13 protein-coding genes are annotated in these 14,985 nt (G+C 60.7%); 6 read left to right on the forward strand and 7 right to left on the reverse strand.

The window, feature by feature from the left end; genetic code table 11:
- Positions 1 to 46: 46 nt before the first annotated feature.
- Positions 47 to 1,276, reverse strand: coding sequence for an MFS transporter (locus I6L41_RS19905; protein WP_216960854.1), 1,230 nt, complete (start codon positions 1,274 to 1,276; stop codon positions 47 to 49).
- A 106-nt stretch (positions 1,277 to 1,382) separates the two neighbouring features.
- Here I6L41_RS19905 and I6L41_RS19910 point away from each other — a divergent pair, with 106 nt between their 5' ends.
- Together I6L41_RS19910 and I6L41_RS19915 are read left to right on the forward strand one after the other, a co-directional pair.
- Positions 1,383 to 2,006 (forward strand): metalloregulator ArsR/SmtB family transcription factor, encoded by a 624-nt coding sequence (locus I6L41_RS19910; protein ID WP_216960857.1) that lies wholly within the window; start codon positions 1,383 to 1,385, stop codon positions 2,004 to 2,006.
- Positions 2,007 to 2,317: 311 nt separating this feature from the next.
- On the forward strand, positions 2,318 to 2,794 hold the full coding sequence (locus I6L41_RS19915) for an Lrp/AsnC family transcriptional regulator (RefSeq protein ID WP_005304871.1): 477 nt from the start codon (positions 2,318 to 2,320) through the stop codon (positions 2,792 to 2,794).
- Between the two features lie 131 nt (positions 2,795 to 2,925).
- Here I6L41_RS19915 and I6L41_RS19920 read toward each other — a convergent pair whose 3' ends face one another.
- Together I6L41_RS19920 and I6L41_RS19925 are read right to left on the reverse strand one after the other, a co-directional pair.
- Positions 2,926 to 3,243, reverse strand: a complete 318-nt coding sequence (locus I6L41_RS19920) for a hypothetical protein (protein WP_005343224.1) — start codon at positions 3,241 to 3,243, stop codon at positions 2,926 to 2,928.
- Positions 3,244 to 3,388: 145 nt separating this feature from the next.
- A complete protein-coding gene (locus I6L41_RS19925) occupies positions 3,389 to 3,616 on the reverse strand; it encodes a hypothetical protein (RefSeq protein ID WP_005335715.1) in 228 nt (75 codons plus the stop codon).
- A gap of 206 nt (positions 3,617 to 3,822) precedes the next feature.
- On the opposite strand from I6L41_RS19925, the gene I6L41_RS19930 reads away from it, so the two are divergent.
- Together I6L41_RS19930 and chrA are read left to right on the forward strand one after the other, a co-directional pair.
- Positions 3,823 to 4,278, forward strand: coding sequence for an NUDIX hydrolase (locus I6L41_RS19930; RefSeq protein ID WP_139474067.1), 456 nt, complete (start codon positions 3,823 to 3,825; stop codon positions 4,276 to 4,278).
- 58 nt (positions 4,279 to 4,336) lie between these two features.
- On the forward strand, positions 4,337 to 5,503 hold the full coding sequence (chrA, locus tag I6L41_RS19935) for a chromate efflux transporter (RefSeq protein WP_216960860.1): 1,167 nt from the start codon (positions 4,337 to 4,339) through the stop codon (positions 5,501 to 5,503).
- A 74-nt stretch (positions 5,504 to 5,577) separates the two neighbouring features.
- Here the strand turns inward: chrA and msrB are convergent, their stop codons facing one another.
- From msrB to malQ, 4 genes are all read right to left on the reverse strand, one after another.
- Entirely contained in the window at positions 5,578 to 5,964 is a 387-nt protein-coding gene (gene msrB, locus I6L41_RS19940; protein ID WP_216960863.1) for a peptide-methionine (R)-S-oxide reductase MsrB, read from the reverse strand.
- Positions 5,965 to 6,032: 68 nt separating this feature from the next.
- A complete protein-coding gene (gene glgX / locus I6L41_RS19945) occupies positions 6,033 to 8,189 on the reverse strand; it encodes a glycogen debranching protein GlgX (RefSeq protein WP_042052416.1) in 2,157 nt (718 codons plus the stop codon).
- Complete coding sequence (gene glgB / locus I6L41_RS19950) at positions 8,189 to 10,366, reverse strand: 1,4-alpha-glucan branching protein GlgB (RefSeq protein ID WP_216960866.1); 2,178 nt, start codon at positions 10,364 to 10,366, stop codon at positions 8,189 to 8,191. Before glgB ends, glgX begins: the two co-directional genes overlap by 1 nt.
- Before the next feature lie 82 nt (positions 10,367 to 10,448).
- A complete protein-coding gene (gene malQ, locus I6L41_RS19955) occupies positions 10,449 to 12,638 on the reverse strand; it encodes a 4-alpha-glucanotransferase (protein ID WP_216960870.1) in 2,190 nt (729 codons plus the stop codon).
- A gap of 347 nt (positions 12,639 to 12,985) precedes the next feature.
- Between malQ and gap the strand changes: the two genes are divergently transcribed.
- Both gap and I6L41_RS19965 read left to right on the forward strand, forming a co-directional pair.
- Positions 12,986 to 13,981, forward strand: a complete 996-nt coding sequence (gap, locus tag I6L41_RS19960; protein ID WP_005335708.1) for a type I glyceraldehyde-3-phosphate dehydrogenase — start codon at positions 12,986 to 12,988, stop codon at positions 13,979 to 13,981.
- 86 nt (positions 13,982 to 14,067) lie between these two features.
- A complete protein-coding gene (locus tag I6L41_RS19965) occupies positions 14,068 to 14,934 on the forward strand; it encodes a D-hexose-6-phosphate mutarotase (RefSeq protein ID WP_216960873.1) in 867 nt (288 codons plus the stop codon).
- The last annotated feature ends 51 nt before the right edge of the window (positions 14,935 to 14,985 follow it).

Raw genomic sequence — 14,985 nt, forward strand, 5'->3', positions numbered from 1 at the left:
AAGTCTTGCCCGCAGCCGAAGCGCCGAACTGTGATCCCTTCGTGGCTCAGGCGCAGCTGGCCAGCTGTTGACGACGGTCGGCACGGCGACGCAGCAGATAGAAACCGGCGGCACTGACAAGGGAGCAGAGGGTGGCGAGATAGAAGGGCCACTCGGTACCGGCAAGCAGCACCAGACTGCCGAGCAGCACCGCCAGGATCTCGCTGCCCACGGCCAGGGCGCGGTAGAGCCCCATAGCCTGCCCCTGCTGCTCCGGGTGACTGCGGTTGGAGATCGCCACCGAAGTGGCCAGCTCCCCCAGACTCATGCCGATGCCAGCGGGAACGAAGGTGAGTGCCAGCCCCCACCAGTGCACGGGCAGGATAAAGAGCAGCATGCCGCTCGCCATCACCAGATGGCCGACAATCCCGAGGGAGCTGCCGCGCCAGTGACGGGCGATGCGGGAGCCGAGCCAGGAGCCCGCCATCATGGGCAGACTCACCAGCACCGCCGCCTGCGCCAGCTGGGCCGGATCCCACGCCAGCCGCTCTACCAGCCAGATGTTGAAGTAGGTGAAATAGAGCTGCACGGCGCCATAGCTGATCAGGGTGAGTGCGAAGTAGGGCAGCAGGGCCGGTTGCAACAACAGCTGGCGGCTGGAGAGGGTCGCTGTCTGACGGGTGGCCGCCACCGGCGGACGATAGGGGATCAGCCAGAGCACCAGCAGCAGGTTGAGCAGGGTCATTCCTACCGCCAGCCAGGCGGCCAGACTGTAATCCCCCGAGATCACCGCGGCGTAGCCCCCGATCATCGGCCCCACTACCCAGCCCAGATTCATGCCGATGTTGATCCAGGCGAAGCTGCGGGCCTTGTGCTCCTTGCCGGCGAGATCCGCCGCCATCGCCTGCACGATGGCGATGTTGCCGTTGCACAGCCCCTCCACAATCCGGCTGAGCAGCAACAGGGGGAGGGAGCGCCAGGCGATACCGAGTGCCATCAGGGCATAGCCTGCCAGTACCCCCGCCAGCGAGAGCAACAGCAGTTGCTTGCGGCCATAGCGGTCGGAGAGGCGACCGAGCCAGGGACTGCCCACCAGCTGGAACAGCGGGTAGAGCCCCATGATGACCCCCAGCCACACCTTGCGGCTCCAGTCGGAGGCATCCGGCGTCAGCATGCCGTGGGCCGGATCCAGCAGCAAAGGTGCCAACACCGGGGAGGGGAGACTGAAACCTGCAACTGCCAGCGTGACCGTCATGACCAGCACCCAGAGGGGATTTTTGTGCTGTTGTTTCGCCATGTCGCATCCATTAAGTAAAGTAATTTGTTTATTTATTCTGGGTGGTAATCGGCATTAAGTAAAGTGAATTGTTGATTTAATAAAGGGGTCTCCCCATAATGGGGTCATGAACGCAAGCACCGACAAGATCCTGTTTCTGCTCAAGAGCCATGGCCCGCAGAGCGCCGCCGCGCTGGGGGAGCAGTTGCAGATGACCTCCATGGGCGCCCGCCAGCACCTGCTCGCACTGGAGCAGGAGGGGTGGGTCACATTCAGCGACGAGGCGCGGGGGCGCGGTCGTCCCGTGCGACAGTGGCAGCTTACCGAGCAGGCCTGGCAGCGCTTCCCCGATAGCCATAGCGACCTGACCGTGCAGCTGATCGACAACGTGCGCGAGCTGTTTGGCGAGGAGGGGATGGAACGGCTGATCCAGCAGCGGGAGCAGCAGATGCTTGCTCGCTATCAGGAGGCGCTGGGGTCCGATGGCTTATCTGGCCGGTTGGCGGCGCTCAAGGAGCTGCGTACTCGCGAGGGCTATATGGCGGAGATCCTTCGCGAAGAGGATGGCAGTTGGCTGCTGTGGGAGAGCCACTGCCCCATCTGTGCGGCAGCGCGTACCTGCCGCGGTTTCTGTCGCAGCGAACTGGCGCTGTTTCGCCAGCTGCTGGCGCCGGCGACGGTGGAGCGGGAGCAATATCTGCTGGAGGGGGCGCATCGCTGCCTCTATCGCATCACGCCGCCCGCGCTCTGATTGCGCCAAACGCCCAAAAACAACAAAGCAGGCGCCGGGATGCCTGCTTTGTTGCCTTCGGGGAGGGGGTTCTCTCGTTCCAGCCCGTCGTTTCCCGATAAGGTAAGACGGCTGATGGGGCTCTTGACCCGGTAAGGTCCTTCACCGCAGAGACCCGGTCAGGTATCTGCTTTGCCACCGGAAGATGTAACCATAGTATCCCTCCCGTGCCGGTGAGTGGTTGCAAAGTAACCACTTATTTCGGTTGTTTTTGCAATAGTTCACCCTTAATCTAGGAAAAGTGGATTAGTCATTGCAACGAGGAAGGGTAAATGCTGAAACTTGATCGCATAGACAGACATATTCTCGAGCTGATGCAGGAGAATGGCCGCATCAGCAATCTGGAACTGGCCGAGCTGGTAGGGCTCTCCCCGTCACCCTGCTCCCGCCGGGTCAAGGCGCTGGAGGATGCCGGTCTCATCGACACCCACGTTACTCTGCTCAACGCCCGCCAGCTTGGCCTCACCCTCACCGCCTACATTCACATTTCCATGGACAGACACACGCCCGAGCGGTTCGAGAATTTCGATCGTGCCATCAGCGAACTGCCGGAAGTGCTGGAGTGTGACCTCATCACCGGCAATGATGCCGACTACCAGCTCAAGGTAGTGGTGCGCGACATGGAGCACTACCAGCACTTCCTGCTGGACAAGCTGACCCATATTCCGGGGGTGACCGGAGTGCGCTCCAGCTTCGTGCTGCGCCGCATCAAGCACAAGACGGCGCTGCCGCTCAACCATCTGGGTTGAGCCCGCGCAAACCGCTCAGATAAACAGAAAGAGGAGGCCACTGGCCTCCTCTTTTGCTATTCGCTCTTGGTTGTTCGGTAGTGGTTGTCGGGTCTGGATTCGCTGTCGCGGTGACGGGGCGACTGCCGCTGTCAGACGCTGACCTGGCTGATGTCTTCCACCTGCAGCAGCCAGCCGCTCTGCTCCTGCTGCGGTTCGCCGCTGACCCGCAGCCGCTCGCCGGTCGGCACCCACTGCCCCTCGGGCAGGGATACCAGCAGGCTCTCGCTGCCGTTGTCGAACAGCCAGCGATCTTCGCCAAGCGATTCAATCAGATAACCTTCCATCTCCACTCTGGACTCGGCTTGCCAGGATGGCGCAACGGAATCACGGCTCTCGATGAAATCCCCCTGAACACCAAAACTGGCTAGCCCCCACAGAATGGAGAGCCCGACGATGGATGTTTGCATCTTGTCTCTCCTCTTTTGGAACTGTAGGGCCAGTATGGGAACAGAAAACTGAGCGCACCATGAACAAGGTGGCAAAGTGCTGGCGAGATCGCGAAAAAATCCGGCCAATTGGCCGGCAGTGTCATTTTATGGTGCCTGGATCACACTATTTGGCGGCTTCTTCTGCCATCCGTTCAGCTCTTGGCTTATTCGTCCACATGGCTACCCCGCGATGATCCCCACAGATCCCCTCTGCCACCACGGCGCGAACCCGGGTGCCATCTTTGCAAATGGCCTGCCAGGCGTCGGCATCATCGATGGCGAGCGAGTTGGGGGGCGGCGTGGTTTGGCAAGCCGTGAGCAGCAGGGCGCACAGGGGGAGCAATTTTTTCATGGCGGACTCCTCGGGGTGATGGGGGATGGAGAGGATTGGGATGACCTCTCCATCCGGGCTTCACTCCCCAGCATCAGTGATAACCGGTTAAGGGGCAAGGGGAGGGGCCACCGACAGGTGCAGGTACCGTGCAGCCGGGGCTTGCCCTGTGCCCTCCTTGGGCCTAAGGTGGGGCCGTTTTACTGCCTGATTGAAGGAGCGTTTTCATGTCCACTCTCTATCCCCGCGTCGGGGTCGGCGTCATCCTGACCAACGCCCAAGGCCAGGTGCTGCTTGGCAAGCGCAAAGGGAGCCATGCCCCCTACTGGTCGATCCCGGGTGGTCATCTGGAGTTGGGGGAGAGCTTCGAGTCGGCGGCGATCCGCGAGGTGGCCGAGGAGACCGGACTTGAGATCCACGGGCCCGAGGTGGTGGCGGTGACCAACAATCTGGAGACCTGGCGCGAGAGCGGGCTGCACTATATCTCGGTGACGCTGCATGCCAAGGCCGATGGCGAACCGCAACTGCTGGAGCCGGAGAAGTGCGAAGGCTGGGTCTGGTGCGATCCGCGCGAGTTGCCCGAGCCCCATTTCGACGCCAGCCGTCAGTCCATCGCCTGCTGGCTGGCGGGACGCTGCTATCTGCCGGGTGATGTGCCCATGGTGTCGGCCGAATCAGCCTGATTGTCATAAAACGATCATCGCGCTGTCATAATATCCCCTCTCTATCGGGAGAAGAGGGATGAGGGAGAAGAGCGTGGGACAGGTATTTATTCAGTTTTTATGGCTGGGATGCATCAGCTTTGGTGGTCCGGCCGCTCATATCGGCTATTTCCAGCGCACCTTCGTCCAGCGGCTCGGCTGGCTGACACAGGCCGAATTTGCCCGCTTGCTGGCGCTGTGCCAGCTGCTGCCGGGGCCCGCCTCCAGCCAGCTTGGTTTCGCCATCGGTCGTCATCGCGCCGGTCTGGGCGGGGCGCTCTCAGCTTTTCTTGGCTTCACGCTGCCCTCATTTCTTCTGCTACTGGTGGCTGCGATCGGCATCGGCCAGCTGGGCAGCAATCTGTGGCTCGACGCTGCCTTGCATGGCCTTAAACTGCTGGCGCTCATCGTGGTGGCCGATGCGGTGCTCACCATGAGTCGTCAGTTCTGTGCCACTGGAGTGACCCAAGGGATTATGGTGGTGACCGCTGCTGTACTCTGGTGGCAGCCCGGTCTGCTGACTCAACTGTTGATGCTGGCGGGAGCGGCGTTGATCTGCGCCCGCAGCCAGCGCGGGGCGGGGAGTCGCCCTGCCACCGCCGAGCTGCCTGCTGCCGCCAGCAGTCAGCCTCATTGGCCGACCCTGCTGCTGTTTGGCATCCTTTTTATCGGCCTGCCGCTGCTCGCTAGTCCACTTGGTCAACTGGTTGCTGACTTCTATCGCGCCGGTAGTCTGGTGTTTGGCGGTGGCCATGTGGTGCTGCCGCTGCTGCAAGAGAGCGTGGGCCACACTCTCAACGAGCAGCAGTTTCTGACCGGTTACAGCCTGGCCCAGTTGGTGCCGGGCCCCATGTTTACCCTTGCCACCTATCTTGGCGCCCAGCTGCAGCCCGAGATGCCGATGATCGGTGCCCTGTTGGCGACCCTGGCGCTCTTTGCGCCCGGCTTTCTGCTGCTCTGGGCGGTGGGCCCCTGCTGGCAACAGTGGCTGGCCCAGCCCCGTCTGGCGGGGGCCGTCACCGGAATCAACGCCGCCGTGGTGGGCTTGTTGTTGGCGGCCCTCTATCAGCCGGTGTGGCAGAGCGCGGTGCTGGCGCCGACCGATCTGGCGCTGGCGGCCATCGGCTTTTATCTGCTGCGGGTGGTGAAGCTGCCGATACCGGCCATTGCGGCCCTGCTGGTGATGGCCGCCATCCTGCTGGCGTGAATGCGGTGAAATCCCGATAAAAAAACGGCGCCTCCATAACGGAGGCGCCGTTTTTATTGCAATGGGTCAGCCGCTTAAGCGTCGGGATCGAAATCCAGACTCAGGCTGTTGACGCAGTAGCGCTGGCCTGTCTCGGTCGGTCCGTCGAGGAAGACGTGACCGAGGTGAGAGCCGCACTGGCGGCAGGTGATCTCCACCCGCTTCATGCCGTGGCTGTTGTCCTCGGTGTACTCCACCGTCCCCTCGATGGCCTTGTCGAACGAGGGCCAGCCGCAGCCGGAATCAAACTTGGCTCCTGAGTGAAACAGCACGCTCTTGCAGCAGACACAGAGGTAGTCGCCGCTCTTGCGATTGTGGAGCAGGGCGCCGCTGTAGGGGCGCTCGGTGCCCTTCTCCCAGCAGACGTGAAACTGCTCTGCGGTCAGTTTGCTGCGCCACTGTTCCGGATTGTTACTGCTCATACCGACTCCTTGCCATCCATACCGGAGCCCAGCATAGCGGCTCCGTAAAGCTGACTCCAGCATGCCTGTTATGGTTTGCCTGTATCTGTGATCGAGGTGGCAACCATCTCCTCACCGGATGCAGGGAGAATTTCCTGCTGCGGTGGTTGGGCATCCTCCGCCGTGCTGGCCAGCGCCACCCGCTCCAGCAGTTTGAGGGAGTGGGCCCGGCCGACTGCCACCTGCCGTTTGATGTCATCGGGCAGGAAGGGCAGCCCATCGTTGGTGGCGGTGTCGATGGTCTGGATCCACTCCAGCCCTTCCCCCGGCGGGGGCAGGCGGAACTGGATATCGTAGTCGCTGGCGTTGAACAGCACGTACCAGCGCTCGCCGACACAGTTGATCATGCCGATATCCATGGCGAACGCCTGCCCCATGGGGGCGTGCCAATCCTGATCGGTGAGCTGGTGGCCGTCCGGGTGATACCAGTTGACCTGATGGCAGCTGGACGGGGTGCCATTCCAGCTGTCGTCGCTCAGTTGCAGGTTGGAGAAGACGCACGACTCCGCCCGCAGCGCCATCATCTGCTGGGTGAAGGCGAACAGCCGTTCATCCTCCGGTCGCCACTGCCAGTTGACCCAGCTGATCTGGTTGTCCTGACAGTAGGCGTTGTTGTTGCCAAGCTGGCTGCGGCCCATCTCGTCCCCGGCGAGGAAGTGCGGGGTCCCTTGCGACAGCAGCAGGGTGGCAATCAGATTGCGCTTCTGCTGCTGGCGCAGGCTGTTGACCCGCGGATCCAGGGTTGGCCCCTCTACCCCATGGTTATAGGAGAGGTTGTTGCCGTGACCATCCCGATTGTCTTCACCGTTGGCCTGATTGTGGCGCTGGTTGTAGGAGACCAGATCCTCCAGGGTGAAACCGTCGTGATAGCAGAGGTAGTTGACGCTGGTGTGGGGGGAGCGCCAGTTCTTCGGGAAAATATCCCGCGAGCCTACCAAGCGGGTGGCAAAGTCCCCCATCTTGCCCGCATCACCGCGCCAGAAGGCGCGCACCGTGTCGCGGTAGCGGTCGTTGATCTCCTGCCACTGGCTCGGGAATTGACCCAGCCGGTAGCCGAAGGGGCCGATATCCCAGGGTTCGGCGATGAGCTTGACCTGTGACAGCACAGGGTCGGCCATCACGGCCTTGAAGAAGGCGCCCATGGGCTCGAACTCCCCCGCTTCCCGCGCCAGCGTCACCGCCAGATCGAAACGGAAGCCATCCACCTGCATCTCGGTAACCCAGTAGCGCAGGGCATCGAGCACCAGTCGCAGGGTGTTGGGGTGATCCAGATTGACGCTGTTGCCACAGCCGGTCACGTTGGCGTGACGGGTGTAGTCCGGGCCGTGGGGGCCCGCTTCGAAGGCGTAGTAACCGGCGTTGTCAAAGCCCTTGAACGAGAGGGTAGGGCCGTCGAAGCCCGAGGCGGCAGTGTGGTTGTAGACCACATCCAGGATCACCTCGAGCCCGGCCCGGTGCAGCTCGCGCACCATGGTCTTGAACTCGGTCACCGCCTCGTCTGCTCTGGTGCTGTAACGCGGCTCCGGGGCGAAGAAGGCGATGGGGTTGTAGCCCCAGTAGTTGGTCAGTCCCAGCTGCTCCAGTCGCGGTTCCGACATGAAGGCGGCCACCGGCATCAGCTGCACCGAGGTGATGCCGAGGCTCTTCATGTGCTCGATAACCAGCGGGTGACAGATGCCAAGGTAGGTGCCCTGCAGCGCTTTGGGGATCCCCGGGTGCTGCTTGGTAAAGCCCTTGACGTGGGTCTCGTAGATAATGGTGCGGGCCGGGCTGATCCCGGGTTTGCCAACCCCTTGCCAGTCAAAACTGTCATCCACTACCACCGACTTGGCAATCATCCCGGCACTGTCCCCCTGATAGAGGGCTTCATCCCAGTAGGTGGGACGACTGAGCGCCTTGGCGTAGGGGTCGATCAGCAGTTTTTGCGGATCGAACAGCATCCCCTCCTGCGGGGTACCATAGACCCGATAGCCGTAGCGCTGACCGGCCTTTACGCCGCGCACGTAGCCAAAGCGATACTGGCCACGGCGGCCGGGCAACTCCAGCCGCATCAGCTCCTGCTCCTGCTCGTCGTACAGGCAGATCTCCACCTTGTCCGACTGGGGGGCCCAGACGCAGAAGTGGCAACCGTTCTCGTCAAGGCGGGCCCCCAGCGGGTGGCCCACCCCTTTTTCCATTACAAGCATCAAGACTCCTGTTTGATAAACAAGGTCGCCAGCGGCGGCAGATCCAGCACTATGCTGTGCGCCATCCCCTGCCAGGGGGTCGGCTCGGCAGCGAACACCAGACCTACATCATAGTTACTGCCCCAGTAATACTCGCTGTCGGTGTTGAGCATCACCCGATAGTGGCCCTCAGCTGGGACGCCGATCCGATATTCGAGACGAGGCACCGGGGTGAAGTTGCAAGCCACCACAATAGCCTGCTTGCCCTCTTTGTCCGCCCGCAGCCAGGCAAAGATGCTGTTGTCGGCATCGTTATGATCCAGCCAGCGGAAGCCGGTCTGCTCATAATCGGCCTGATACAAGGCAGGCTCATGACGGTAGAGGTGGTTGAGATCGTGGATCAGTCGCTGTTGACCGGCATGCTTGGGATATTGCAGCAGATGCCACGGCAGTTGGGCGTCGTGGTTCCACTCGTTGCTCTGAGCGATTTCGGTGCCCATGAAGTTGAGCTTCTTGCCCGGGTGGGCGTACATGAAACCCATGTAGGCCCGCAGGTTGGCTGCTTGCTGCCACTCGTCGCCCGGCATCTTGTAGAGCATGGAGTGCTTGCCGTGCACCACCTCGTCGTGGGAGAGCGACAGGATGAAGTTCTCGTCATAGTGGTAAACCATGGAGAAGGTCATGTCGTTGTGGTGGTAGCGGCGGTGGATCGGCTCTTTCTGCATGTAGGTGAGGGTGTCGTGCATCCAGCCCATATTCCACTTGAAGCCAAAGCCGAGGCCGCCGAGGAAGGTGGGGCGGGAGACACCGGCAAAGGCGGTGGACTCTTCGGCTATGGTCATGGCGTGGGGATACTTGCCATAGACCTCCTCGTTGGTCCACTTGAGCAGGCTGATCGCCTCGTAGTTGTGGTTGCCGCCATCGACGTTCGGTACCCACTCACCGGCGTTGCGGGAGTAGTCCAGATAGAGCATGGAGGCAACCGCATCCACCCGCAGGCCGTCGATGTGGAACTTGTCGAGCCAGAACAGGGCGCTCGCCACCAGGAACTGGCGCACTGTGTCGCGGCCAAAGTCATAGATGTAGGAGTTCCAGTCCGGGTGCCAGCCACGGCGCGGATCCTCGTACTCGTAGAGCGGGGTGCCATCGAAGCGGGCCAGGCCGTGGGCATCGGACGGGAAGTGGGCGGGTACCCAGTCCAGAATGATGCCGATGCCGGCCTGGTGGCACTGGTCGACGAAGTATTTGAAATCATCGGCGGTGCCGTAGCGGCTGGTAGGGGAGAACATGCCCACCGGCTGGTAGCCCCAGGAGCCGCTGAAGGGGTGCTCGGAGACCGGCAGCAGCTCGATGTGGGTGTACTCCATCTCTTTGACGTAGGCGACCAGCTCCACTGCCAGCTCGCGCCAGCTCAGGCTGTCGCCGTTGGGGTGGCGCTTCCAGGAGCCGACGTGCAGCTCATAGATGGAGAGGGGTTGCTCACGCTTGTCGTTGTGCTGGCTGGCAATCCACTCGGCATCCTGCCACTGGTACTGGGCGTGGTCATAGACCACGGAGGCGAACGACGGATACTGCTCGCAGTAGAAGCCGACCGGATCGCTCTTGTGGGGCAGCCGGTTGCCCATAGGGTCCTTGAGCTCAAACTTGTAGCGATCCCCGGCCTTGAGGCCCGGCACAAACAGCACCCAGTGACCGCACAGGCTGCGCTGCATCGGATGGCGGCGGCCATCCCAGAAGTTGAAATCGCCGATGAGGCTCACGGCGGTGGCGCTCGGCGCATAGACCGCAAAACGCACCCCTTCCACCTGCTGGCCAAGATGCTCCACGGTGCGCAGCTGGGCGCCAAGGGTGTGGTAGAGGTTTTCCGGCTGGGCGGTCAGTTCGGCCAGGCCTACCCAGGCGGCATCCTGAAACTGATAGGGGTCGATGACCTCGGTGGTGGCATCTTGGTAGCTGGCGAGCAGCTGATAGGGGAAGGAGTTTTTGCGGCGGGTGAAAACAGTTTCAAAAAGACCCGATTCATCGGTGGGCGCCAGGGTGGCAACGACTTTGCCCGACTTGAGATCCTTGACGCGGACTTCGAGGGCATCAGGCAACCAGGCGGTCAGTTTGAGGCCGGGCCCATCCGGATTGGCCTGCAGGCCTAAGTGAGAGAAGGGATCGGAACAGCGGGCAGCAACCAAACGTTCAACGAGCATCGAGATTTCCTTTCATGACAGAGCATCCACTCCGGCCGAAGCCGGAGTGGATTTAGGTGAGAACGCTGTGGGAGACAGCGTCTCAACGACTGGCCTCATCACGGGCTTGGCTCATCTTGCCAGCCAGTGCCTTGAGTGCCTCATTGGCAAAAATATCTTCCAGATCAGCGGAAAGCTTGCGGCGCCAGTTGGGGTATTCGTAACTGGTGCCCGGTACGTTGACCGGCTTGTCCATCTCCAGCCAATCTTCCAGCTGGGTACTGAACAGGGCGCAGCTGCCGCGGGACATGTGGATCTGCAGACCGTGGTTGAGTTCGGTGTTCATGCCGACCCAGTTCACGTCATGACTGATGTTGTCAGAGATGACCTTGTGGGCATGCAAGCTGTCGAGGATCCGCTGTTTGGCCTGGTGACGATCAGCATACAGAGTCTTCAAAACATCTTCATCCGGATACAGACCCAGTTGACGGCCGAGCGCCAAATCATCGCAATGCCAGAAGCCCTTGAGGGTCGGCATGTCGTGGGTGGTCAGGGCCGACATCGCCTGCTCGGTGTAGTGCGCCGGGGAGATAAAGCCGCCATCTTCCTTGGAGCGCTCGAAGAAGAACACCTTGTAGGAGTGGACGCCGTTCTCTTTCAAAGTCACGTCGATCCCCTCCGGCACGGTGCCCAGATCCTCGCCGATCAGCAGGCACTGATTACGGTGGGATTCGAGGGCCAGAATGCCCAGCAGATCGTTGACCGGATAGTAGATGTAGGCGCCCTTGGCGGCGGACGCTCCGGGCGGTACCCACCACAGGCGCAGCAAGGCCATTACGTGGTCGATGCGCAGAGCACCACAGGAGCGCATGTTGGCACGGAACAGATCCACCATCGGCTGATAGGCCGCTTCGAACAGCTTGTTCGGGTTCATCGGGGGCAGGCCCCAGTTCTGACCAAGCGGGCCGAGGATATCGGGCGGCGCACCGACCGAGGCTTTCGGGCAGTAGAGATCCTGGTTGGCCCAGATCTCGGTGGAGCCTTCGGAGACGCCCACCGCCAGATCCCGGTAGATCCCCATCACCATGCCGGCAGCCTTGGCGCGGGCATCGGCTTGCGCCAGCTGTTCGTCAGCCAAGAACTGCAGATAGAGGTAGAAGTTGACATCTTGCGGGTGCTCGGCCATCCAGGCGGCAACGGCAGGATTGTGGTAATCGCGCAGTTCCTGCGGCCATACCGGCCAGCCCCAGGCATTTTCGCCTTTGGCATAGAAGTGGGCCTGCAGGGCATCAAATGCTGCCTGCTGTTGCAGGCTGTCGCCACCGGCGGCCACGAAGGCATCAAAGGCGGCCTGACGCTCGACACTCAGGGTGGCTTCGTCGAACACCTGACGCAGCATGCCGAGTTTGGTCTGGATCACGCCGGTGTAATCGACGTTCTCCTTGGCGCGCAGATCGGCCAGATGTTGCTGGAAGGCAGGGCTCGCCACTTCCGCTTTCAGGCGATCGCTCTGCTGGAATTCGGGCACCGCTTCCACATTGATATAGGCCACGTTGAGCCAGCGACGGGAAGAGGGGCTGTAGGGACTGGCGCTCTCCGGATTGGCCGGATAGAGGGCGTGGATGGGGTTGAGGCCGACGAAGTGGGCACCCCAGGCGGCCGCTTTCTCGACCAGCTGGCCGAGATCGCTGAAATCACCGATACCCCAGTTGTGGCGGCTGCGCAGGCAGTATAGCTGCACGCTCGGGCCCCATACCTTGCGGCCATTGGCAATCGGCGCCTGTTTGTAGCAGGCCTTGGGGGCGACGATGAGGCGCATGGTGGCCAGCGGTTCGTCATTGCCCTCTTCCAGTAGCACCAGCTGGTGATAACCCAACTCCGGGGCCATCTCCAACGTGACGCGATAGGCCTGGCACTCCATCTCTTCAAATTCGGCCACGCCGACCAGCTCACCCTCGATGGGGGTGAATTGACCGGACAGCACCGCACCCTGCTCCTGCTGGAGCTGCCAGGTGAGGGCGTCGTTGACGAATTCGATGGGGAGGCGAACCTCAAGGGTAACGGCGTCGCCGGTGCGAACCACCATCACAGGATCCAGCGCCCGCAGCCAGTGCTGGCGATGCTCCTCTTCCAGCTGCTGCACCAGTGCGGCCTCGTCATTGACGCGGTAGCCCATGGCGCCCAGCATGGCGGCCTTGCTCTCTTCTGATACCTGGGCCGGGTGGCCCCAGGCATCGACATACTCGCTGGCGATACCTTTTGCGGCAGCCAGCTGTTCAATCAGGGTGGTCATAGTTTGAGAATTCCCGCTGTGGATTCTATCTATACTATTTTGTTTGATTTTTATGGGGTGGTACTTGAACAGTGGCTCTTTGGCCATGCTAAACCGCGCACATTTTTACATATCTCTGTGAATGGTTGTGTGACCGAGTAGGCACTATTGTTGATATCTGCGCGATGCCACGATCTGGCACTTTTTTCGTCAAAACGTGGTAATCAGTTACATAAACAGAAAATTAATTTCACAGTTTTTCATGATATAGCGCAATTTCAGACAGAATGTTGGTTGACTCACCGGAGAGTTCTAGTAAATTTACAAGCGGAATTTTCTTTGACTACTGAACAGTTAGGTAACTAAATATGACTATCAAAGTAGGTATTAACGGTTTTGGCCGTATCGGTCGTTTCGTATTCCGTCTGGCTTGCGAGCGTGCAGACATCGAAGTTGTTGGTATCAACGACCTGATCGATGTTGACTACATGGCTTACATGCTGAAGTACGATTCAACTCACGGTCGTTTCAACGGTACCGTTGAAGTTAAAGACGGCAACCTGGTTGTAAACGGCAAAACCGTACGTGTTACCGCTGAGCGTGACCCGGCCAACCTGAAGTGGGGCGAAATCGGTGTTGACGTTGTTGCTGAAGCTACCGGTCTGTTCCTGACCGACGAGACTGCTCGTAAGCACATCGCTGCTGGTGCCAAGAAAGTTGTTCTGACTGGCCCGTCCAAAGACGCTACCCCGATGTTCGTAATGGGTGTTAACGACTCTACCTACGCTGGCCAGGACATCGTTTCCAACGCTTCCTGCACCACCAACTGCCTGGCACCGATCGCCAAGGTTCTGAACGATACCTTCGGTATCGAGTCTGGCCTGATGACCACCGTTCACGCTACCACTGCTACCCAGAAGACCGTTGATGGTCCGTCTGCCAAAGACTGGCGCGGTGGCCGCGGTGCGGCTCAGAACATCATCCCGTCCTCTACCGGTGCTGCCAAAGCTGTTGGCGTAGTTATCCCGGAACTGAAAGGCCTGCTGACCGGTATGGCTTTCCGTGTTCCGACTCCGGACGTGTCTGTTGTTGACCTGACCGTTAACCTGAAGAAAGCTGCCACCTACGCAGAAATCTGCGAAGCGATGAAAGCTGCTTCCGAAGGCGCTATGAAAGGCGTTCTGGGCTACACCGAAGACGAAGTTGTATCTACCGACTTCCTGGGTGAGCGTCAGACCTCCGTATTCGACGCCAAGGCTGGTATCCAGCTGAACGACAAATTCGTTAAAGTTGTATCCTGGTACGACAACGAAATGGGCTACTCCAGCAAAGTTCTGGACCTGATCGCTCACATCTCCAAGTAATTTGGGATGCGCAATCGCGTAGCTTGAAAAAGGCGGCCATTGGCCGCCTTTTTGTTTTTCGGTTTCCCCTGATGACAGGAGTCTACATGCAATCCATTCGTCCCCTGACAGCCAATTGCAAGCTTGCCAACAATGCCGCCGGTCTGCCGGTTCTCACCATCAACAACGACTATGCCAAGGCCGAGATCAGCCTGTTTGGCGCCCATGTGCTGAGCTATCAGCGTCATGGCGAGCCGGCCTCCATCTGGCTGAGTGACAAGGCGGTGCTGGATGGCAGCAAGCCTGTTCGCGGTGGTATCCCGATCTGCTGGCCCTGGTTTGGCCCGGCGCCCGCCCGCGTTGGTAGCGGCAAGCCCTCCCACGGTTTTGCCCGCACCACCCTCTGGATGCTGGACGGGGTCTCCGATCACGCCGATGGCACGCTCGTTCATCTTTCCCTGCGCGACAGCGACGCAACCCGCGCCCTGTGGGATCACACCTTCGAGCTGGAGCTGGATGTGCTGGTTGGCAAAGAGCTCTCGCTGGTGCTGACCACTCGCAACACCGGTAGCCAGCCGCTGACTTATAGCGGTGCGCTGCACACCTATTTGCAGATCAGCGCACCGGAGGCGGTGAGCGTGAGCGGTCTGGGCGAGCCCTATGCCGACAAGCTGACCGGACAGGATGCCAAGCAGCAGGGTACATTGACCCTGAGCGGGCCGCTGGATCGGGTCTACTGGCAGCCAGAGGCGTTGGTGAGCGTGCAGGATGGTGAGCGCGAGACCCGGGTTGTCAGTGGCAACCACGACAGCGTGGTGGTCTGGACCCCCTGGCTGGAAGGGGCTACCGCCATGGCCGACATGAGCGACGATGGCTATCGCACCATGCTCTGCGTCGAAGCGGCCATCGCCGGTGAGGCGGGTGTGACCGTTGCGCCGGATGAAGAGCACAGTCTCTCCACCGTAATCATCTGAGTTGGATGAGGTTCAGATAAATAAAGAGGGCTCCCGCGGGAGCCCTCTTTG

This window comes from Aeromonas sp. FDAARGOS 1411, assembly GCF_019047125.1.
Classification (GTDB): domain Bacteria; phylum Pseudomonadota; class Gammaproteobacteria; order Enterobacterales; family Aeromonadaceae; genus Aeromonas; species Aeromonas veronii.